At 36.0% G+C, this 21,551-nt stretch carries 19 protein-coding genes and 1 pseudogene; 11 read left to right on the top strand and 9 right to left on the bottom strand.

Features of this window, described 5'->3' with window-relative positions; translation table 11 throughout:
* Positions 1-5: 5 nt before the first annotated feature.
* The 4 genes from JFU54_RS19740 to JFU54_RS19725 all read right to left on the bottom strand — a co-directional run bounded on the left by JFU54_RS19740 (position 6) and on the right by JFU54_RS19725 (position 3,689).
* A complete protein-coding gene (locus tag JFU54_RS19740; RefSeq protein ID WP_201065977.1) occupies positions 6-1,478 on the bottom strand; it encodes a sodium:solute symporter family protein in 1,473 nt (490 codons plus the stop codon).
* On the bottom strand, positions 1,475-1,672 hold the full coding sequence (locus JFU54_RS19735) for a DUF3311 domain-containing protein (protein WP_002029838.1): 198 nt from the start codon (positions 1,670-1,672) through the stop codon (positions 1,475-1,477). The genes JFU54_RS19740 and JFU54_RS19735 overlap by 4 nt, the downstream gene beginning before the upstream one ends.
* 1 nt (position 1,673) lies before the next feature.
* Positions 1,674-2,849 carry an amidohydrolase gene (locus tag JFU54_RS19730; RefSeq protein WP_002167120.1) on the bottom strand — a complete coding sequence of 392 codons (1,176 nt, stop codon included), beginning with the start codon at positions 2,847-2,849 and terminating at the stop codon, positions 1,674-1,676.
* Between the two features lie 129 nt (positions 2,850-2,978).
* Positions 2,979-3,689 carry a C39 family peptidase gene (locus JFU54_RS19725; RefSeq protein ID WP_033708611.1) on the bottom strand — a complete coding sequence of 237 codons (711 nt, stop codon included), beginning with the start codon at positions 3,687-3,689 and terminating at the stop codon, positions 2,979-2,981.
* A gap of 406 nt (positions 3,690-4,095) precedes the next feature.
* On the opposite strand from JFU54_RS19725, the pseudogene JFU54_RS19720 reads away from it, so the two are divergent.
* From JFU54_RS19720 to JFU54_RS19685, 8 genes and pseudogenes are all read left to right on the top strand, one after another.
* Positions 4,096-4,303, top strand: a pseudogene (locus JFU54_RS19720) (amino acid permease); the annotation flags it as partial.
* 294 nt (positions 4,304-4,597) lie between these two features.
* Positions 4,598-5,473, top strand: coding sequence for a cytochrome aa3 quinol oxidase subunit II (locus tag JFU54_RS19715; protein WP_002010605.1), 876 nt, complete (start codon positions 4,598-4,600; stop codon positions 5,471-5,473).
* Between the two features lie 33 nt (positions 5,474-5,506).
* Positions 5,507-7,441: a cytochrome aa3 quinol oxidase subunit I gene (gene qoxB / locus JFU54_RS19710; RefSeq protein WP_002063826.1), complete on the top strand. Its 1,935-nt coding sequence runs from the start codon at positions 5,507-5,509 to the stop codon at positions 7,439-7,441.
* A 13-nt stretch (positions 7,442-7,454) separates the two neighbouring features.
* Positions 7,455-8,057, top strand: a complete 603-nt coding sequence (gene qoxC / locus JFU54_RS19705; protein WP_002029841.1) for a cytochrome aa3 quinol oxidase subunit III — start codon at positions 7,455-7,457, stop codon at positions 8,055-8,057.
* On the top strand, positions 8,058-8,369 hold the full coding sequence (gene qoxD, locus JFU54_RS19700) for a cytochrome aa3 quinol oxidase subunit IV (protein ID WP_002029843.1): 312 nt from the start codon (positions 8,058-8,060) through the stop codon (positions 8,367-8,369).
* Between the two features lie 269 nt (positions 8,370-8,638).
* Complete coding sequence (locus tag JFU54_RS19695) at positions 8,639-10,468, top strand: monovalent cation:proton antiporter family protein (protein WP_201065975.1); 1,830 nt, start codon at positions 8,639-8,641, stop codon at positions 10,466-10,468.
* Between the two features lie 18 nt (positions 10,469-10,486).
* Positions 10,487-10,777: a DUF4022 family protein gene (locus JFU54_RS19690; RefSeq protein WP_201065973.1), complete on the top strand. Its 291-nt coding sequence runs from the start codon at positions 10,487-10,489 to the stop codon at positions 10,775-10,777.
* A gap of 14 nt (positions 10,778-10,791) precedes the next feature.
* Positions 10,792-11,229, top strand: coding sequence for a GNAT family N-acetyltransferase (locus JFU54_RS19685; protein ID WP_016097249.1), 438 nt, complete (start codon positions 10,792-10,794; stop codon positions 11,227-11,229).
* Positions 11,230-11,262: 33 nt separating this feature from the next.
* Here the strand turns inward: JFU54_RS19685 and JFU54_RS19680 are convergent, their stop codons facing one another.
* From JFU54_RS19680 to JFU54_RS19670, 3 genes are all read right to left on the bottom strand, one after another.
* The gene (locus tag JFU54_RS19680) at positions 11,263-11,697 is read right to left on the bottom strand and encodes a hypothetical protein (protein ID WP_002140411.1); all 435 of its coding nucleotides are present in this window, start codon (positions 11,695-11,697) and stop codon (positions 11,263-11,265) included.
* 4 nt (positions 11,698-11,701) lie between these two features.
* Entirely contained in the window at positions 11,702-11,902 is a 201-nt protein-coding gene (locus JFU54_RS19675) for a helix-turn-helix transcriptional regulator (RefSeq protein WP_000301182.1), read from the bottom strand.
* 139 nt (positions 11,903-12,041) lie between these two features.
* A complete protein-coding gene (locus JFU54_RS19670) occupies positions 12,042-13,334 on the bottom strand; it encodes an NCS2 family permease (protein ID WP_201065971.1) in 1,293 nt (430 codons plus the stop codon).
* A 265-nt stretch (positions 13,335-13,599) separates the two neighbouring features.
* Between JFU54_RS19670 and JFU54_RS19665 the strand changes: the two genes are divergently transcribed.
* The gene (locus JFU54_RS19665) at positions 13,600-14,991 is read left to right on the top strand and encodes an amino acid permease (RefSeq protein ID WP_002125290.1); all 1,392 of its coding nucleotides are present in this window, start codon (positions 13,600-13,602) and stop codon (positions 14,989-14,991) included.
* 181 nt (positions 14,992-15,172) lie between these two features.
* A complete protein-coding gene (locus JFU54_RS19660) occupies positions 15,173-16,720 on the top strand; it encodes a DNA-binding protein (protein ID WP_201065969.1) in 1,548 nt (515 codons plus the stop codon).
* A gap of 35 nt (positions 16,721-16,755) precedes the next feature.
* Here the strand turns inward: JFU54_RS19660 and JFU54_RS19655 are convergent, their stop codons facing one another.
* Both JFU54_RS19655 and brnQ1 read right to left on the bottom strand, forming a co-directional pair.
* Positions 16,756-18,477, bottom strand: coding sequence for a DUF2339 domain-containing protein (locus JFU54_RS19655; RefSeq protein ID WP_201065967.1), 1,722 nt, complete (start codon positions 18,475-18,477; stop codon positions 16,756-16,758).
* 133 nt (positions 18,478-18,610) lie between these two features.
* Positions 18,611-19,912, bottom strand: a complete 1,302-nt coding sequence (gene brnQ1 / locus JFU54_RS19650) for a branched-chain amino acid transport system II carrier protein BrnQ1 (RefSeq protein WP_394818271.1) — start codon at positions 19,910-19,912, stop codon at positions 18,611-18,613.
* Between the two features lie 253 nt (positions 19,913-20,165).
* Between brnQ1 and JFU54_RS19645 the strand changes: the two genes are divergently transcribed.
* The gene (locus JFU54_RS19645; RefSeq protein WP_201065966.1) at positions 20,166-21,551 is read left to right on the top strand and encodes a peptide MFS transporter; all 1,386 of its coding nucleotides are present in this window, start codon (positions 20,166-20,168) and stop codon (positions 21,549-21,551) included.

Below are 21,551 nucleotides of genomic sequence, written 5' to 3'. Positions count from 1 at the left end.
ACGAATTACTTTTCTACTATTATATTGTCGGTCTTTACAGATACATTTCTTGTGAATCCACTAACGATAAACATCACAATCATATTCATTAACAATGCGACTATACCTACATTTAAATCTTTTATATATTGCGGAAAACTCGGAAACATCGTAGCTATAGTTGAATCAGATAAGGTAATATATGCGACAATTAACAACCCAATCCCCATTCCTGCAATCGCTCCTTGCTTCGTAATAATTTGACGTGGAAACAAACTACATACAAGTGCAGGGAAAAGTTGCGTAACTATACTGTACCCCATTAAAAGAAGAGCCCCTATCGTTTCTCCCCCTTTAAATGTAAACAATACTGCAACAAGCGTTACAACAGGTACAAATAACTTAGCTACTTTTGCAACTTGTCTATCTGAAGCAGATGGCACCATTGTTCGGTAAATATTTTTTGCTAACAACGTAGATGCCGCCATAACAAGCATGGAACCTGGAACTAATGCCGTTAACACTCCTGCACTACCAATAATACCAATAAACCATGGATCAAACGTTTGAAGAGCCAGACGGAATAATGAAAGATCTACATCCGCTCCCTTTAACCCTGGAACTTGCAAGATAGCAGCAAAACCTGCAAAGAACACAAAAAGCAAAACTAAAGAATAGAGAGGCATAATTGCTGCATTTTTCCTAAATACTTTTTCACTTTTCGCTGAGAAAGCTGAGGCAAATGTATGAGGCCACATATAAAAACCGAGAGCCGTTAATATAATAGTAGAAACAAACCAAGAAATACTCATTCCCTTTTCAGGTAAAGATAAAAAACCTGGTTTTGCAGCTTCTACAACTTCAAACATCGGTTGAAATCCTCCGTAATAGTGATACGGTAAATATATACCTAAAAACATAACGATGAATAGTATCATAATGTCCTTCAAAGCAGCTGTCCAAGCCGATCCATGTATACCTGAAACCATTACATAAATAGTTATAACAATAGCACCAATCCATACCGCAATAACAGGTGTCACTCTTCCATAGGAAGCTTCCGAAACGATAATTCCTAATCCCTTTAATTGCAAAACAAGATACGGGATAATCGAAATAACACCAATAATTGAAACAATTACCCCAAGCGTCTTACTCCTATATTTCTTCGCAAAGAAATCTGATTGTGAAATGAGGTTATGTTCTTTTGCATACTTCCAAATTGGAGGCAATAAGAAATACGATAAAATATAAGCTAATGCACCATACCCTAAAATATAAAATGTAGGAGCTCCTTTACTATAAGCCCAGCCACTTCCTCCTAAAAATGTGAACGTCGTATAAATTTCCCCTGCCATAAGGAGAAAAACGAAAATAGTTCCAAATCCTCTTCCTCCAACTGACCATTGTTCTAAATTCATATCTTTTCCATGTTGTGCCCGAATTCCTAAAAATAGTGCGAGAAACAAAAATATAATAATGATAAATAATGCAGTCATTTTACGTCCCCCTTATTAGCAGGATCGAATACGTACACAAGACCCATACAAAGAGACGTAATGAGCACTGATAATAGTACCCAAAATAATAAAAATGGCATCCCCCATACGTAAGGAGTGACCGAATTTGCAAATACTGGTCCAACTACTAAACAAAGAACTGGAATAAGTGCTAGCACGTGTATTTTTTTCATCTCATTCTCCTTTACTTATAAAATTCATAATGGATGATACAAAGACTTCCACTCCAATTGGTAATGCGTCTTCGTCAATTGTAAAACGAGGGTGATGATGCGGATATATAATTCCCTTCTCTTCATTTCCTGCCCCTATAAAAAAGAACGTCCCTGGTGCCTTTTGTAAAAATGCTGAAAAATCTTCCCCTGCCATCGTTGGCTGTAAACGAACAACTCTTTCTCTTCCATACAGCTGTAATGCTGTATGTTCAATAAGCTCTGTAACTTCATAATCGTTCACAACTGGGCGATATCCATATTCATAAGAAAATGTATACTTAGCACCGTAGGATTCTGTAATATGTTTTACAATCCTTTCAAGCTTCTTCTTTGTTTCTTCTCTTAATTCATGCCTTAAACTTCTCACTGTCCCTTCAATCTCCGCTTGTTCCGGGATAACATTATGAGTTGTCCCAGAATGAAATTGCGTAACAGATACTACGAGAGAATCTAACGGATTCGTGAGGCGAGATACAATTTGCTGAATTTGCGAAACTACTTGCGCACCAATGGCGATACTATCAACTGTTTCATGCGGAATTCCAGCATGCCCACCTTTTCCCTCTATCGTAATTTTAAAAACGTCCGGCGCCGCCATCGCAGGACCATAAATTACACCTACTTTTCCAACCTCTAATGACGCCCAAAGATGAGCACCAATAATGTAATCCACACCTGTCATCACTCCCGCTGCGACCATTTCCTCTGCACCGCCTGGAAAGTTTTCTTCTGCATGTTGAAATAAAAAGCGAATCTCTCCTTTAACTTTCTCTCTTTCCTCTACCAACTTATGTACTACACCAAGCAATATTGCCATGTGACCATCGTGACCACACGCATGCATCACACCTGGATATATAGAAATAAAATCAAACTTATTTTCTTCATGAATAGGAAGAGCATCCATATCAGCACGAACCGCGATAGTTTTACCAGGCTGCCTACCAATTAACCTTGCCATTACACTATATTTAGTAGGCCTTGAGACTTCTAAATACGGGATTTCCCGAAGTATGTCGAATACAAATTGAGATGTTTTTTCCTCTTGAAAAGATAACTCTGGATACTTATGAAAATGCCTTCTCCACTCAATCAACTGATTCTTTGATAAAACAAGTTCCTTTGCGACATCCATTTCTCTTCTCCCCTTCTTTACCAAGTTAAATGTTATTATAGCGTGAATCGTTAACTTCCGAAAGAATTTTCAGAATTTTCTATAATGAATATTTAAAAAGAAAAAGCCATCTCAAGATGACTTTTCATTTTATAAAATAGTAATTGCTTGTTTCCCCATTTGCTCCCATGCCTTTTCAAATTCAGCACGAGGAACAGCTTTTCGTGGATTGTTTGCAAGAGGATCATTTACGTATACAAAGTTTTGATCATATCCAATTACTACAACACTATGCTCATAATATGTAATTTTCACTTCACCTGAACTCGTATTCCATGTTTCAAAACTACTTTCGGCTAATGGTTTAAACGTTGTATTAATAATTACCCATACTGGAGAACCAGAACTAATTACTTTATATAGATCTTGCACGTCTCTACCCGTTAAATTAATTACTTTTTCAGGAACATACTTTTCTGCTAAATTAAAAATCGGTTGATTATATACACCGTATCCCGGCTCAGCTTTCGTGTAAATATTTCCAACGAATCCCTCATACGGATTTCCATGCAAACCATCTTGTTTAAATGGAACGCGATGAATTTCACTAGCAAGTTGCATCTTATCTACTTGTACACCTTTATGTTGTAGTAGCATAGTTAAACTTGTCACTTCACAACCTCTAGGTAATTCAGGTAACTGTCTAATAAACGGAACCTCTGTAATCATTGCACTTTCTTTCATCTCAGAGAAAAGGTCTAACCGAAATTCTTGTGCCTTTTTCATAATTTTATCTTTCTCGAAAAAGAACACGACAGCAAATATAATACCGAAAATAAAAATATATTTTAACTTTTTCATCATAAACCAAACTCCATTATATCAATTATTTTAAAGGCACAACTCCTATCATTGTACCTTTCTTCTTACTAGTTTGCTAGAAAGATTCTGTGAATTATTATTCGCAAATACTTTTTAAAATTCCGATTGTTTGAAATAGAAAGAAAAAAATATAATTTTTCAGAATTTTTTACTGAAAAACAAATTATTAACCTAGTGAAAGAATCGCGTTTCCTTCACTAGGTTAATAAACATTCTAAGGTATTTAGTCATAGTTAGTTTTTCCTTTACATACTCAGTTCACAACAAAATAAACCAAGTATGTTTTTCACCCCCACTAATGATTAAAAGCACCGAATAAAATCTAGTTAGAACATACAAAAAAATATGGGGGGAGGGACATATGAATCAACAAGTAGAACAAGCAGAATTAAAATACCGCACACCACTTTATCCAATAGTTCAAATCGTAGCTTTCTCACTCAATTTCCTTACATTTGTTAGTTTAGCTTTCATTCCAGATCAGAGAATTGCTCTTTATTGCTGGGTTCCATTTATGATCATTTGTTACATTTTATACCGAGTTAAAGTTTCGGAAAGTTGTCACATTTGAGCAAAAAAGAAATATAACTTAGGTAACATACTGAATATATTAAAAATTCAGTATTTTTCCTTATGATAAGATAATTTTTTTCTATTTATTGGGTATGTTGGTATAACTTTATTTATCTTAAAATTCCCACAATCACGTTTTTATCTGGAAAATAGTTTACAATGTTATCAAGTTACAAATGATATTCACCTTAAAAAGCGTGCATTTGTGTCTATTTTTTAACAATATAACAAAAACTATTGCCATCTATAAATTAATAGGTTTATATTGTTTTATTGGCATAGTTTCAATCCAAGGAGAAAGGAGATTTTCAATCGTGCAACTAAAGAAAGCATTTTGGAAGTTGGCTTCGCTTCTTCCGTTATCATTACTTCTGTTCCTCGGTGGCTGTGATAAAAAACTCGCAGTATTAAATCCGCAAGGACCTGTTGCAAAAGCACAGTATGATTTAATTGTTTGGTCATTCTTGCTTATGTCATTAATTATCGCAATTGTATTCATCTTGTTTACAGTCATCTTGATTCGTTATCGTGAAAAACCAGAGAATATGGACTATGAGCCACCTGATCAACATGGTAACACATTATTAGAAATCATTTGGACAATTATTCCTGTTATTATCGTTATCGCATTATCGATTCCAACAGTTAAAGCAACTTATGCTTCGGAAGAGGTTCCGCAAGAGTCCAAACATATTAAACCAGTTGAAATTTATGTTACATCTGCAAACTGGAAATGGTTATTTAGTTACCCGGAGGAAAAAATTGAAACCGTTAACTATTTAAACATCCCAGCTGGTGTACCAATTCAATTTAAACTGACTTCTGTAGGTCCAATGAATGCTTTCTGGGTACCAGAACTTGGTGGTATGAAGTATACAATGGATGGCATGATCATGGACTTATATTTACAAGCTGACAAACCAGGTTCTTACCTAGGTCGTAGCTCGAACTTCTCTGGTGAAGGATTTACTCACATGGAATTCGAAGTTGAAGCAAAAACTAAAGAGAAATATGATAAGTGGGTAAAAGAAGTACAAGAAACTGCCCCTAAATTATCAGAAAAGAAATATAACGAAATTATTAAACCTGGTGTAGTGGGGCGTATGACGTTCTCTAGTCACCACTTAAGTTATGTAGATCCAAAATCACTTGAATATTGTGATTACAACTACTACAAAAACAAAAAATAATAGCTATTATTCCAACAGATTGGAGTGAACACAGTGAAGCTTGATGAATTTTTTGTCACAGGTGACCCGATTATTTACGGAGCTGACGCTTCTATCGTTCTTGTGACATTAGCGATTCTTTTCGTACTAACAAAGTACAAAAAATGGAGATGGCTTTGGGATGAGTGGTTGACAACTGTTGACCATAAAAAAATAGGGACCATGTATATTATCTCTGCCGTTATAATGTTATTCCGTGGTGGTATGGATGGTTTAATGATTCGTGCCCAGTTAACATTCCCGGAAACAACTTATTTAAACGCTGAACACTATAACGGAATCTTTACAACACATGGTACGGTAATGATTCTTTTCATGGCAATGCCATTCGTTATGGGATTAATGAACCTTGTAGTACCATTACAAATTGGTGCTCGTGACGTTGCATATCCGTTCTTAAATGCTTTAAGTTTCTGGTTATTCTTTGTCGGAGCAATGTTATTCAACATCGCTTTCGTAATCGGTGGTTCTCCAGACGCTGGGTGGACTTCTTACTTCCCAATGGCAGGTACAGAGTTTACTTCTGGTGTAGGAAATAACTACTACGCAATTGCATTACAGATTTCAGGTCTCGGTACGCTGATGACGGGTATTAACTTCCTTGTTACTATCTTAAAAATGCGTACGCCTGGTATGAAATTAATGAGAATGCCAATGTTTACTTGGTCAATCTTAATTACAACAATTATCATTATTTTCGCTTTCCCAGTATTAACAGTTGCTCTTGCATTAATGACATTTGACCGTCTATTCGATGCTCACTTCTTTACGATGGCGAGCGGCGGTATGCCAATGTTATGGGCCAACCTATTCTGGGTATGGGGTCACCCTGAAGTATATATTGTTATTTTACCGGCATTCGGTATTTTCTCTGAAATCATTAGTACATTCTCACGTAAACGTCTATTCGGTTACAGTGCGATGGTGTACTCGATGGTTGCAATTTCTTTACTAAGTTTCGTCGTATGGCTTCACCATTTCTTCACTATGGGTGCAGGTCCAGCGGTTAACTCATTCTTCTCGATTTCGACAATGGCGATTTCGATTCCAACCGGTGTTAAGATCTTTAACTGGTTGTTTACACTGTATAAAGGACGTATTCGTTTTACAGTTCCAATGCTTTGGTCATTGGCATTTATTCCAAACTTCGTAGTTGGTGGAGTTACAGGGGTTATGCTTGGAATGGCAGCAGCTGATTATCAATACCATAACAGCTACTTCCTAATTGCTCACTTCCACTACGTATTAATCGCAGGTACAGTATTCGCTATGCTTGCTGGATTCACATACTGGTATCCAAAAATGACAGGTCATATGTTAAATGAACGCCTAGGTAAATGGACATTCTGGATCTTTATGAGCGGATTTAACATCTGTTTCTTCCCAATGTACTTCTTAGGTTTAGACGGTATGACTCGTCGTATGTACACTTACTCTGAAAGTCTTGGATGGGGCTGGCTAAACCAAATCGCATCTGTTGGTGCTGTAATGATGGCTATCGGCTTCCTAATCCTTTGCTATAACGTAATTTGGAGTGCACGTCACGGTGAGCGTGACACAACTGGAGATCCATGGGACGGCCGTACACTTGAATGGGCAACTCAATCTCCTGTACAACATTACAACTTCGCGAAACTTCCTGAAATTAAAGAAGCTGATGCTTTCTGGTTCATGAAAAAACGTGGAGAAACAATTACACCAACAGCAGATGAATTAAAACCAATTCACATGCCAAGTAATTCTGGTGTGCCTATTATTGCGTCTTTATTCTTCGGTCTTGCAGGTTTTGCATTAGTATTTAGCTGGTTCTGGATTGCAGCAATCGGTGGTATTGGTATTTTAGGTTGCTTAATCTATCGTTCATTCGATTATGATGATGGCTACTACGTAAGCGTTGATGAAATTAAAGAAACAGAACATATAGCATGAGAGGTGAAATGACATGGCGGCTTTAGATAAAAGCTTACCTTTGGAATATCAATCCGAGCAAAGCAGATTGAATATCCTAGGATTCTGGATTTTTCTTGGGGCTGAAATTATGCTGTTCGCAACACTTTTCGCCTCTTATCTAGTCCTTGCTGGTCGTACGGCTGATGGCCCAACACCAGCGCAATTGTTTGAAGTTAAAACACTTTTAATTCAAACACTGTTACTTTTAACAAGTAGCTTTACATGTGGGATCGCAATTCACGAAATGCGTAAACACAATCAAAAAGGAATGTTAGCTTGGTTTATCCTGACTTTACTTTTAGGTGCAGGCTTCCTATTCTTTGAAATTGAAGAATTCATTTTGTACGTTGGTGAAGGTGCAACGATTCAAACAAGTGCTTTCTTATCGGCATTCTTCGTTCTTCTTGGAACGCATGGTGCCCACGTAACAGGTGGTATCATCTGGGCAACTTGTGTTATTATCCAAATTTTAAAACGAGGTTTAACACCAGTTACAGCTCGTAAAGTATTTATTATCAGCTTATACTGGCATTTCCTTGATCTTGTTTGGGTCTTTATTTACACACTAGTTTACTTGAACGGGATGGTGGCGTAAATGGGTCAAAATAACAACCAAGCAAACGGGCATGGGCATAGCGGATTCCCATGGTCACACGTTTTCGGATTTATTTTATCGCTTGCACTAACGTTTCTAGCGTTATACGTGGCACTTTACACAAACCTGCCACTTTCAACGATATTAACAACTATCATCATAATGGCAGTTGCGCAAGCGTTATTACAATTAATTATGTTCATGCACTTAAAAGAAGGAGAAGGAAGAATTCAAGTTCTTACAATGATATACAGTTTCTTCGTTGCAACTGCAACAGTTGGTCTTACTGTATGGATCTTCTTCTCAATGTAATTTGCATGAAAAAGACTGCTGGGATTCCTCAGCAGTCTTTTTTTATCCCCTATTAACGAGCAGTAAGACCCCCACTGATTAAAGTTTCACTTTATCCCCTCCCCTATTACATCCACATTACGGAATTAACAACAAAATCATGAAAAATATACTTATTATGACAAATGTTAAGAAAACTCTTTCTTTATGAAATCGAAACCATATCCGTTGCTTTTCTTCCTATTATATGGCTAAATAGTTACTATATTTATTTGAAGGGAGAGAACGCAATGGAACATCATTCTTCTGTTCTATCACTTATGGTTGTCGTCGCAATCGCGTTTTTCGTTCCCCTTTTGTTACAGCGCTTTAAATTAAACGCACTTCCTGTCGTTGTTGCAGAAATTATCGCAGGAATCTTTGTAGGTAAAAGTGGATTTAACATCATTGAGCCAGACATGTGGCTTCAAGTCTTATCAACACTAGGGTTTATCTTCCTAATGTTTTTAAGTGGTTTAGAAATTGACTTTTCGACCTTTAAACAAAAAGGGAAAAAGAATACGACAAACGAACCGGACACATTCCAAGCAGCAAGCATTATCTTCTTGTTTATTTTCATTTTATCTTATGCCCTATCATTACTATTCGTATGGCTAGGATTCGTAGACAATGCAATGTTCATGACTTTAATTATTTCAACTATTTCTTTAGGTGTTGTCGTACCAACATTGAAAGAAAATAACTTAGGAAAAACCGCAATCGGGCAAATCATTTTATTAGTCGCTGTTATTGCAGACTTAGTTACAATGATTTTACTCGCTGTATTCGTCGGATTAAATTCCGAAAGTGGCCAAAGCATGTGGCTTCTACTTCTTCTATTCGGTGCTGGTATTGTAATTTACTTTGTCGCAAGACGGTTTAAAAATATTCCATACCTAGAAAGCTTAAAAGCCGGTAGTGTACAAATTGATACACGAGCTGTTTTTGCACTCATCTTAATATTAGTTGGATTATCTGAATCTGTTGGGGCAGAAAATATTTTGGGAGCCTTTTTAGCAGGTGTACTCGTATCTTTATTATCACCAAATGAAGATATGGTTGAAAAACTTGATTCCATCGGATATGGCTTCTTCATTCCTATTTTCTTCGTAATGGTTGGTGTAAATCTAGAAGTATGGTCTATTTTTAACGAGCCTTCTAGTATGCTAATGATCCCAATTCTAATTGTGGGACTCTTTATTTCAAAACTGTTGCCATCACTCGTCTTACGAAAATGGTACCCACGCAATATCGTACTCGGAAGTGCTATTTTGTTAACATCAACACTTTCTTTAGTTATTGCGGCTGCACAAATCGGTGAAAAGCTAGGCATCATTAGCCCAAGTTTATCAGCATCTCTTATTTTAAGTGCAGTTATTACTTGTATTTTTGCACCTATATTATTTAAAAAGATGTTTCCAAAAGTGGAAACACCAAAACCGAAAGTATCTATTATTGGTGCAAGCAGAATTACCCTTCCTTTATCACTTGATTTAAAACGTGAAGATTATGACGTAACACTATATATGATACGTCAAAATAAAATAAATGATGAGGAAGCGAAATCTCATGACTTCCCTATTGTAAAATTAGATGAGATTACTATTCAATCTTTAATGGGGCAAAAAGCTTTCGAAGCAGACCGTGTTGTTGTTGCGACAAGTGACGATGAACAAAACTTATTATTAGCAGAACACGCAAAAGAATTAGGTGTTGAACACGTCATTGCAAGTGTAGAAGATCCCCTTCTACAAGAAAAAGCGACTCAAGAACATATCGCTGTATTCTCGACTATTAACTCTACACGTATTTTATTACGTGCACTTATTGATAAACCGAGTCTCGTTCGCTTGATTACAACAGCAAATGAAACGGTGCGTGAGGTTGAACTACGAAGTAATAAATATAACGGCTTAGCACTTCGTCGTCTTCCGTTTCTAGGTGATGTACTTGTCATTCAAATTTACCGTGGTAATAAAGCATTAATACCACATGGTGATACGAAGTTACAGCATGGCGATACTTTACTTGTAACGGGTTCAAAAGAACATATTGATACAATGAAAAACATATTAGAATAGAAAATGCCCCTCACATAAATGAGGGGCATTTTTTCAATTTCATATGGTAAAATGTTACTATCACATATTATGGGGATGGATCACATTATGTCTATTTCAACTTTAGCTCTCTTATTATTAGCAGAAGTACTCGTCGCCATTATTCTCATCGGTATTAGCATTGAAATTTGTAGTTATGGATGGAAAAAATCGAATGGAATTAAGTACTTTTGTCTCTTAATTTCACTCCTTCTCGGAACAGCTAGCATACTAGGACTTCTCGTTGCACCCGCATATTTCTTCTTACAACTTATAGAAAAAGGCTTATAAGAAAGGGCGATATTATGATTACAGTGAAACATATTGATGCATCTGAAACATACTTATTACGTCAAAAGGTTTTGCGTCCCAATCAATCATTAGAAGATTGTAAATACGATTCAGATTACGAAACAGACGCCTTTCATTTAGGTGCATTTTTATATGATGAACTTGTTAGTATCGCCTCTTTCTCTAAAGAAATACATCCTGATTTACAAGCTGGTACCCACTATCGTCTACGAGGAATGACAACATTACCTAATTTCCGAAACCAGCATGCTGGCAGCTCCTTAATCCGTAAAGCTGAACAATTCCTCCAAGAACGCGAAGCAAATATTCTATGGTGTAATGCCCGAATTACCGTAGCGGATTATTACAAACGATTAGACTTCCATGAGCATGGTGAAATCTTCGAGATTGATCCAATAGGACTACATAAAGTAATGTATAAAGAAATATAAGAAAAGCTTTCTGCATATTGCAGAAAGCTTTTCTTATATTTCATTTTCACTTTTTATTTTTTTCATATATATGTATATAAACAAACTAGGAATTAAAAAACAAGCAAACATAATAAGTCCTGTTATACCAATTTCCTTTATCGAAATATCCGGTGTTACAATGATACAAATAGCTAAAATCCCAATAACAATCCCTACTGGAATTAATAATAGTTTCATGAAATAACTACGAGATACTCCCCCTGTATGCTCATACACTTCCACCGAATTTTTTAAGTTTAAAAAGTTAATAACTATTATCCCGCCCATAAATACCATTAATAAATCCGAAACACTTTCATACCCTGCCCCTTGCAAGACGTAACGGTAAAAAACAATGCCTAGTATGACGACATTTTGTAAGATGAAAGCCAATCTAATATGTTTTAATCCCTCAATCATTAAACGTTCATCTTTCACGATTTTCACCCTATCACTCCTTTTCCTCCCAAAACAAATCATTCAATGTTTTATCTACTGCATAACAAATTTTCAAACATAAATCTAAAGATGGATTGTATTTCCCCTTCTCAATTAAACTAATTGTTTGCCTTGTGACGCCTACTTTTTCTGCTAATTGTTGTTGTGTTAAATCTAACTGAACACGTGCGACTTTTATTTTACTTACAGCCATTCATGTTCCTCCTCCGCCTTTATTGTAACATATATATTCCATTAAGTAATTTATATTTTACGTAATTGATTTGTTTTTTTCACTTTATTATACACAAAAAAGGAGCCTCTCATAAGAAGCCCCCTTTCCTATCTCTATACTATAAGAATAAATGACATCCAAATAAAATTGTAAATAAATATAGTAACGGATGTACTTCCATCCCTTTCCCCTTCACAATTTTTAATACTGGATACACTAAAAATCCAATTGCAATTCCATTTGCAATACTAGACGTTAACGGAATACCAACGAAAATTAAAAATGCTGGTAATGCATCTTCAAATTCATTCCAATTAATATCACGAATGCTTTGTGCCATTAAACTACCTACAATAATTAATGAAGGAGCTGTAATAGCAGCTACACTTGATAAAGACGCGATAACAGGGCTGAAAAATGCCGTTATAATCGTTAGACCAACAACTACAATACCTGTTAATCCAGTTTTACCACCTGCAGCAATACCAGCTGACGATTCAATCGTTGCTGCTGTTGGGCTTGTTCCGAAGATAGAACCTGTCGTTCCGCCAATCGCATCTGCAATAAACGCTTTGCCAAAACGTTTCTCTGTATTATCTGTAATTAAACCAGCTTGTTTAATTAAACCGAGTAATGCACCTGTCGTATCAAATAAAAGTACAAGTAAAAATGAAAATACAACACCATATAATCCATACTGAATTACATCTGAAAAAGCATTGATTGGATTTGAAACGATAATACCCTCTGGTAAATGAGGCATCGCTACAATTTTATCCTCAAACTTCAGTTGCCCCGTAAAGAAGGCGATAATTCCTGTCACAATCATACTAATAAATAATGCACCACTCACACGTAATACCATTAATACTGCCGCTAAAATTAAACCAATTAAAGTTAAAATAACGGCTGGAGAATGAAAATCACCAATCGTAACTAAGTTAGAAGGATGATCCACGATAATTCCAGATAGACGTAATCCAATAAAAGCAATAAATAGTCCAATTCCACCTGCAATTGCATGTTTTAAACTGTCAGGAATTGCGATAATTAGCTTTTGCCTAAATGAAGTGACAGATAATAAAAGAAAAATGATACCTGTTACAAATACTGCCGAAAACGCAATGACATACGTAATCCCCTCTGCCTGTTGAACGACAGAATAAGCAAAATATGCATTCATCCCCATAGCTGGAGCAATAACAATTGGATAGTTAGCTAAAAACGCCATACATAGCGTCCCAATAACTGTCGCAATAATAGTTGCCGTAAACGCTTGATCAAATGGTACACCTGCATCAGATAATATTTTCGGATTGATGACAAGAATATACGCAAATGTAAAAAAAGTTGTGATGCCCGCTAAAAGCTCTTGCTTCACAGAAGTGTTATATTTTTGTAATTGAAACATGGCTATGTACCCTTCCTACACCTGAATTATTATCACACATTCTTTTCTTACTAGTATGTGAGAAAATATAATACTTAATCTTAACAATCAATAAAAAGAAGAGTCAATATATTCTCTAATAGTGAGAATTTTAAGTTTAAGTCTGACAAGTTCAGATGTAGTACAGTTCATTTTGATTATTTTTGTAGCATAACAGATAGAAATGTTTTATAATTTGAAATAGTTAAATATTTAGGTAGCTCATTCTACAAGGGGGATTCTTCTTATGCAGCACACAAACAAATCTGGAACTTTAAATCGAGGTTTAAAAGAACGACATATTACTTTAATGTCACTCGGTTCGGCTATTGGCGTTGGGCTATTTTTAGGATCTGCTTCTGCTATTAAACTAGCTGGTCCTTCCATCTTACTAGGTTATATGATCGCTGGACTCGTTATTTTTTTCATTATGCGAGCGCTCGGAGAAATGGCAATTGAACAACCGGTTGCCGGCTCTTTTAGTAAATATGCTAATGATTATATCGGCCCACTTGCTGGCTATATTACTGGTTGGAACTACTGGTTCTTATGGGTTGTTACTTGTATGGCTGAAATTACGGCGGCTGGAATTTACATGCAGTACTGGTTCCCAGATATCCCGCGCTGGACTTGGGCACTACTCGCTCTATTATTAATGAGCGCTTTCAACTTCTTATCAGTAAAAGTATTTGGAGAACTTGAGTTTTGGTTTGCTCTCATTAAAATTGTCACAATTATCTGTATGATAGTGATTGGCTTTGGTATTATTCTATTTGGATTTGGAAATGGCGGCGTTGCAACTGGTATTTCAAATCTTTGGGAACATGGGGGCTGGTTCCCAAATGGCTTCTCTGGATTATTGCTTTCCTTACAAATGGTATTATTCGCTTATTTAGGCGTTGAACTAATTGGTGTTACAGCTGGTGAAGCTCAAAACCCGAAGAAAACACTCGCAAAAGCTATCGATAACGTATTTTGGAGAATCCTAATCTTTTACGTCGGGGCATTATTCGTTATGATGGCAATTTATCCATGGAACGAACTTGGCGAGAAAGGAAGTCCATTCGTATTAACATTCCAACAAATCGGCATTGCAAAAGCAGCAGGTATTATTAACTTTGTTGTATTAACAGCTGCACTTTCTTCTTGTAACGGTGGTTTATTTAGTACAGGGCGTATGCTATTTACACTAGCACAACAAAAGAAAGCACCTGAACGATTTGGACGTTTAAATAAAAATGGCATTCCAAGTCAAGGTATTATAGCAACTGCGATTGTTTTACTCGTTGGCGTTATATTAAACTATCTCGTTCCTGCAAAAGTGTTTACATGGCTAACTAGTATTTCAACTTTCGGGGCAATTTGGACTTGGGGTATAATATTAGTCGCTCAAATTAAATTCCGTAAAGGATTACCAACTGAGAAAAAAGACAAGCTAACGTATAAAATGCCTTTACATCCATTAAGCTCTTACTTCTCACTTGGCTTCCTCGCACTTGTACTAGGTATTATGGCGTATTCAGAAGATACACGAATTGCATTAATCATTGGCCCAATTTGGCTTATCGGCTTAGCTATCGTGTATTACATGAAAGGGTTTCATAAGATCGATGAAACACCTAATTCAAAAATTAGTTAAACAAGCTATCCCTTCCTTATTAATTGGAAGGGATTTTTTATTGTCTATATAAATATTTCTCAACAAAATTCACGGTATTTTTACAATTTTTTAATATTTTTTACGTTTTCTGTCTTTATTTTTTCAGAAAAATAAATTACATTATTAAAGCACATATATTTATTATTAGGGGGATTCTTCTATGAAGAATAAAAAATGGATTACATTTTCTTTAGCAACAGCAATTACACTTAGTATGGGGAGTTCGTTCATACCGTCTACTTATGCCGAAAGCTCTGTAGACCCAGCTCCTGAAATTGCTGCAAAGGTTGTAAATCAAAACAATGGGAAGAAAGTATTATTTGATAATACGCACGGTCAAACGGCCGGGACAGCTGATTGGGTTATTGATGGCGGTTTTTCTGATTTCGGAAACGGCATTGCCCAAAACGGATATCATGTAAAAGAACTGCGTAAATCAACACCTATTACATACGACGACTTAAAAAATTACAACGTGTTTATCGTTCCAGAGGCAAATATTCCTTACAAAAAATCTGAACAAGATGCAATGTTACAATACGTAAAAAATGGCGGAAGTATCTTCTTCATTGCCGATCATTATAATGCAGATCGTAATAAAAACCGCTGGGACTCCTCAGAAGTGTTCAATGGATATAGACGCGGGGCATGGGATAATCCAGCAAAGGGAATGTCTAATGAAGAAACAACTTCACAAGCTATGCAAGGAGTAGAAAGCTCTGATTGGCTATCCGATAATTTCGGTATTCGCTTCCGTTACAATGCACTTGGTGATGTTTCAGCTAAAAATATTGTCTCACCTGCGCAATCATTCGGAATTACAACTGGCGTTTCATCTGTAGCAATGCATGCCGGCTCTACCCTTGCGATTACAAATCCAAAACTAGCGAAAGGCCTTGTATATCTTCCAGAAAATCCATCAAAATGGAATAACGCTGTTGATAGCGGCGTTTATAACGGTGGTGGCGTTGCAGAGGGGCCTTATGCTGCTATTTCGAAAGTTGGTCTTGGAAAAGCTGCCTTTATTGGTGATTCTTCTCCTGTTGAAGATGCCTCGCCAAAATATGTTCGCGAAGACTCAGGTCAAACAAAGAAAACTTATGATGGTTATAAAGAAGAAAACGATGCTGTTCTATTAGAAAACATCGTGAATTGGTTAGCGAAACAAGAAACATTTACAAGCTTAGATCAAGTGAGTGGTTTACAGCTTGATGCACCTACAGCTCTACAAACATTTGAACAACCAAGTTTATCAACAGAACCACAACCAGAACCTTGGAGCGCACCAAGTCAAGGTTACCAGTGGTTCAATACAAATACTTTCAAACCAGGTTCATACGGCTATAACGGTGCAGTGACAACGAGTGATTACGTAATTACGCACCCTAGCATTCTACCAAACAATGAAGTGTTCCAAATGAAGATTCAAGTAAATAACTTATTACCAAATACAACGTACAATAATTATTCTTTAGGTATATTCACAACTGGCGGAACACAGGTGGCAAAAGTTCAAAATACAAATGGCACTTGGCCATCTTCTTTCGGATATAGCAGTGCATTCTCTTTCATCACAAATAACCAAGGATTTGCTGAAAAAATTGTGAATGTACAACTTGATCCAAATACAACTGGACAAGCAACACTTCGTCTACGTCAAAATACGACAGCGAAATATAGTGAAACTGTAACGATTAATAAAAAATAATGAAAAAGGCAATCCGGATATGGATTGCCTTCTTTTCACTTCTCTTCTTTTGAGAAAAACATTCTTGAAATAACGATACCTATACTACCAACGATTAAGAATAACACCGCCCTGATCATCATCGACACCTCTGGTAAGTCGAGAAGGAATAACTTCCCTACTGTTACTACTAATACGACTAAGCCAGCATATAATATTTCGTTCATCTGTCTATAACGGCCAAACCAAACTGCAAATAACGCATATACCATCCATAATAACGATACAGATACGCTAATTATACTTCCATCTGTAGAAAGAACTTCACCGATTCTAGTAATTGTAATAAATACAATAACCATTAACGAGTAGAGCGCTATAGAATAAACATATTTACCTAAACTCGCTAACACTTCTTTTGCTTGTATCATGCAATAATAGAACGTTCCTATTAAAATAATATGAGCGACAAACCCTGCTGAAATGAACTCATCAAACGGGCTAAAAATCGTCTGTACCATTCCAATCGCATAAATCGTTGCACCTACATACAACTTAATATTTTGCTTTACTTTAATAGCAGTAACCATACCGAGGAAACCTTGTAACAATAATACGATCGCTGCATTCACCAAACTATACTCGTATAAAATCGCTAAACTAAATGATCCCATTGCAAAGCCAAATATTAGATTTGAAAATACCGAATGTTTATTCTTCCTATATTCAAGTACAAACATAACAGCATGCACAAATGAACTTATAACTAATCCCCACGTTGTAAATTCAGGAATTTGAGAAATGGCTAAAATAAAGAAAACTGCATTCGCACTAAATATCGCCAATCGTGCTTCTTGTATAAACCTTCTCTCCGAAAACATATGCCAAAATAATAGTAAATGAATTGCACCGTATACAACTGTTAACTGTACTTGCACATTCTCTACTAATATTGACATAACAACAAAGAAGACAAATAGGACAATTGCCGCAACAACATAAGAAATCATATACAAGTACTTATAAAGGTTTCTCAATGCATACCATAATAGGCTAATTGTTAATATCGTCTCATAACTAAAGAAAATATACGTATTAGGAGTCGTACTATTTAACAAGAAAGGAACAAAAAATGCTCCCACCGCCACGAAAATAGCGAGATATTCCGATCTATATCTTTTCGCTAAATAAATCCCTAAAACAACCCATATAATGTTGCAAACAAACGCAATACTTGCAGGAATAAACTCATATAAATAATGTGCCGCAAACGTTGTTAAAACAATTCCCGTAATACTTCCTCCAGCTAATACTAACCCTAACGCTTGCCGCTCTCTTTTAATTTGTATATCTCCTACGTAATACAAACCGACAGATAGTACTATACCAAACACAACCCGTATCGCTGGTGTCAATAATCCGGCATCTACCCCTGCTTTGAATAACCAAATAACGCCAAGTAGCATAATACCGACAAATATGCGTGGTAACCACGTTTGACAAAACTTTATAATATTAAATGGTTCTGGTTTAAATGCAGATATATCTACTTGTTTCACCTCTGGCTCTTGCATGGACTTCCTCGTCTTAACTACATCTTCTTGTAACTTTTCATTACTTACCGCTTCAATATATTCTTTCTTTTCCTTATTAACATTTTGTTGAACTTTATCTACTTCTATTTTTCTTTGTTTCGCTTTCAATTCATAAAGTGCCTCTTGCATCGTTTCAATTGCCGTTTCGAGTGCTTCTATTTTCTTATTCAAATCCTCCTTCATACGCTCCCCCCTCATCATTCATGTAAAACCTATATATTACCAATTACCTTTATCATACTCTTAGTCTATTCATTTTCAATACTATTTTTCCAAAAAAGAAAGGTGTTTTCCGAAATAGGAAAACACCTCTTACTTATTTATTCTTATTTATAGCAATACTAACAATTACACCGAGGCAGACACCTACAAATGCCGGAACAATCCAACCTACACCTTCTGAATAAAACGGAAGCATTTTTAGTAGTGGTGTCCATTTATTCATCAGTACACTTTTGTTTAAAATATCAATCGCACTAAATACCGCTACGAGTCCAATCGTTACCGAATATACGTATACATACTTTCCAATATACTTATGGAATAACCCTAAAATAATAAGCGTTAGTGCAACTGGATAAATAAATCCAAGAATCGGTACCGATACTTTTAAAATTTGCGTTAATCCTAAATTAGCTAAAACCATACTAACAAAACTTAATATAAATGCCCAAACTTTATAAGATACTTTCGGAAATACACTTGCAAAAAACTGACTACAAGACGTAACCAGCCCAATTGAAACACATAAACATGCGATAGTAAAAATAAGGCCTAATAATACTACTCCGCCTTGTCCAAATAATGTCGTCATAACTTGTGCTAACACTTTCGCACCGTTATCAAATGTACCCAATGAACCACTAATTGAACCAACATATCCAAGAATGACATAAATAATAGATAATAAAAGCCCTGCTCCAATACCAGCAATACTCATATATTTCGCTAAACCTTTATCATCCGCTACACCTTTTGCACGCAGAGCATTTGCAATAACAATCCCAAATATTAAAGCTGCTAACGCATCCATCGTTAAATATCCATCTAAAAATCCTTGGAACATAGGAGCTTGTCCATAATTTCCTGCAGGCTCTTTCACACCGCCTACTGATGTAAACATACTTTTTATAAATATAATAGCAATCATACATAATAATAAAGGCGTTAACACCTTTCCAAACAAGCCCATTAATTTAGACGGTGATAAACTTAACCAGTAAACAATACTAAAGAAAATAGCCGTGTACAATAACAAAACTACGCTACCCGCTTCTGGGAACAACTGGCCTGGCCCCATTTCAAAAGCTAAACTTCCTGCACGTGGTATACCAAGACCTGGTCCAATAAATAAGTACACAATACACGGAAAAATAATTGCAAATGAAGAATGAACCCTGCCCGCTAACGTTTGAAAACTCCCTGCTTTCGCAATAGCGATAACACCTAATATAGGAAGCCCTGTTGCTGATATAATAAAACCTAACAATGCAATCCATACATGTTCTCCTGCTTCATATCCAAGGAAAGGTGGAAATATAAGATTTCCGGCCCCAAAGAACATAGAGAATAACATAAGACTAATAAGCAAAATTTCTTTTTTCTGTAACAATTTCATTTCTTTCTCCTTCTTCAATTTCACCTTACATGAAATCAATTCCACAAATAAAAAAATGCGGTAATCCGCTTCCTTACAAAGAAAACATAGTCCATAGTCTATCACAAAAGAAACACCCATTCTATAGCTATTTCCCTTTTCAAATTTCTTCTGAAAAATCAACCTTTATTGACTTATAATAGTTAATAAGGTAAAATATTAATCATATAATACTATTAACTTTGTTTTTTGCTTGTGTCAGGAGGAAAATATTATGGAATCAGCGATACAACTAGAAAGAGAACAACAAAGAAAAAAGAAACATCCTCCAGGTTTATACTTACTCTTCTTTACAGAAATGTGGGAAAGATTTAGTTACTATGGATTACGAGGATTATTAACATTATATTTAACAACAGCTTTAGTAAGTGGTGGTCTTGGGTTTAGTCCCGCTTGGGCACTCTCTATTTACGGATTTTATACTGGTGCTTGTTACTTCACACCATTGATCGGTGGATACTTAACGGACCGTTTTCTAGGCAAACGAAAAGCCATCACAATTGGTGGTATAACAATGGCAATCGGTAACCTTACACTATTTGCCTTGCAAAACCAAATCGGTCTATACCTCGGATTAGCGCTTATTATTATCGGTAATGGATTCTTCAAACCGAATATCTCTACACTTGTTGGAGAATTATACGAAGAAAATGATCCAAAACGTGATAGTGCATTTACAATTTTCTATATGGGTATTAACGTTGGTTCATTTTTAGCTCCACTCGTTTGCGGGTTTTTATCAGAAAATTTATTCAAAACAACAGTAGATGGCGTTGCTCATTTCGGATTCCGTTACGGTTTCTTAGCCGCTTCAATCGGAATGATCATTGGACAAATTTTATTTACAACACTATCAAATCGCTTCCTTGGTGATATCGGTAAAAAACCAACTCGCGATTTGCAAACGGATGCTGGACAACAAACAATAGGAAATACACCGTTAACAAAAAAAGAAAAACAACGTACAACAGTTATCGTCATTTTAACATGCTTCGTTGTCTTCTTCTGGGCTGGATTTGAACAAGCTGGTAGTTCGTTAACATTATATACAAACAAATTTGTAGACCGCTCTGTGTTCGGATGGGAAGTTCCAACATCTTGGTTCCAATCGGTCAATCCGTTATTTATTATTTTACTTGCACCAGCTATTTCAGCATTATGGGCGAAACTGGCAACTAGAAAAAATGGTGACATGAAAATCCCAACAAAAATGGGACTTGGTATGATCTTACTCGGTATCGGTTATATTGTTCTTGTTATCGCTACATTAAAAACAGGCAGTGACGAACATAACATTACAGAAAAAGCAAACTTACTATTTATCGTCTTTACGTATCTTTTCCATACGTTAGGTGAGCTATTCTTATCACCTGTCGGGCTATCAATGGTTAGTGCTCTCGCTCCAGTAAAACTAGCCTCTTTATTAATGGGCGTATGGTTAGCAAGCTCAGGTATTGCTAATATTTTAGGCGGACAGCTTGCAAGCTTCACAACTTCACTTGGATATGCTGAAGTATTCACAGTTATTGGCGCTGTGGCGATCGTTTTAGGTTGTGTTTTATTATCAATTTCTAAGAAATTAGTGAAATGGATGGATTAA

The sequence above is a fragment of the Bacillus sp. TH19 genome (assembly GCF_016651075.1).
In the GTDB taxonomy this organism is placed as follows: Bacteria; Bacillota; Bacilli; order Bacillales; family Bacillaceae_G; genus Bacillus_A; species Bacillus_A mycoides.
Note: the sequence above shows the minus strand (reverse complement) of the source record. Positions and strands in the feature narration are given on the sequence as shown.

Bases quoted from the DNA above. Each gene is read 5' to 3' on its own strand.
- JFU54_RS19740 (WP_201065977.1), bottom strand. From the start codon at position 1,478: ATGACTGCATTATTTATCATTATTATATTTTTGTTTCTCGCACTATTT.
- JFU54_RS19735 (WP_002029838.1), bottom strand. From the start codon at position 1,672: ATGAAAAAAATACACGTGCTAGCACTTATTCCAGTTCTTTGTTTAGTA.
- JFU54_RS19730 (WP_002167120.1), bottom strand. From the start codon at position 2,849: ATGGATGTCGCAAAGGAACTTGTTTTATCAAAGAATCAGTTGATTGAG.
- JFU54_RS19725 (WP_033708611.1), bottom strand. From the start codon at position 3,689: ATGAAAAAGTTAAAATATATTTTTATTTTCGGTATTATATTTGCTGTC.
- qoxC (WP_002029841.1), top strand. From the start codon at position 7,455: ATGGCGGCTTTAGATAAAAGCTTACCTTTGGAATATCAATCCGAGCAA.
- qoxD (WP_002029843.1), top strand. From the start codon at position 8,058: ATGGGTCAAAATAACAACCAAGCAAACGGGCATGGGCATAGCGGATTC.
- JFU54_RS19695 (WP_201065975.1), top strand. From the start codon at position 8,639: ATGGAACATCATTCTTCTGTTCTATCACTTATGGTTGTCGTCGCAATC.
- JFU54_RS19690 (WP_201065973.1), top strand. From the start codon at position 10,487: ATGAGGGGCATTTTTTCAATTTCATATGGTAAAATGTTACTATCACAT.
- JFU54_RS19685 (WP_016097249.1), top strand. From the start codon at position 10,792: ATGATTACAGTGAAACATATTGATGCATCTGAAACATACTTATTACGT.
- JFU54_RS19675 (WP_000301182.1), bottom strand. From the start codon at position 11,902: ATGGCTGTAAGTAAAATAAAAGTCGCACGTGTTCAGTTAGATTTAACA.
- JFU54_RS19670 (WP_201065971.1), bottom strand. From the start codon at position 13,334: ATGTTTCAATTACAAAAATATAACACTTCTGTGAAGCAAGAGCTTTTA.
- JFU54_RS19665 (WP_002125290.1), top strand. From the start codon at position 13,600: ATGCAGCACACAAACAAATCTGGAACTTTAAATCGAGGTTTAAAAGAA.
- JFU54_RS19660 (WP_201065969.1), top strand. From the start codon at position 15,173: ATGAAGAATAAAAAATGGATTACATTTTCTTTAGCAACAGCAATTACA.
- JFU54_RS19655 (WP_201065967.1), bottom strand. From the start codon at position 18,477: ATGAAGGAGGATTTGAATAAGAAAATAGAAGCACTCGAAACGGCAATT.
- brnQ1 (WP_394818271.1), bottom strand. From the start codon at position 19,912: ATGAAATTGTTACAGAAAAAAGAAATTTTGCTTATTAGTCTTATGTTA.
- JFU54_RS19645 (WP_201065966.1), top strand. From the start codon at position 20,166: ATGGAATCAGCGATACAACTAGAAAGAGAACAACAAAGAAAAAAGAAA.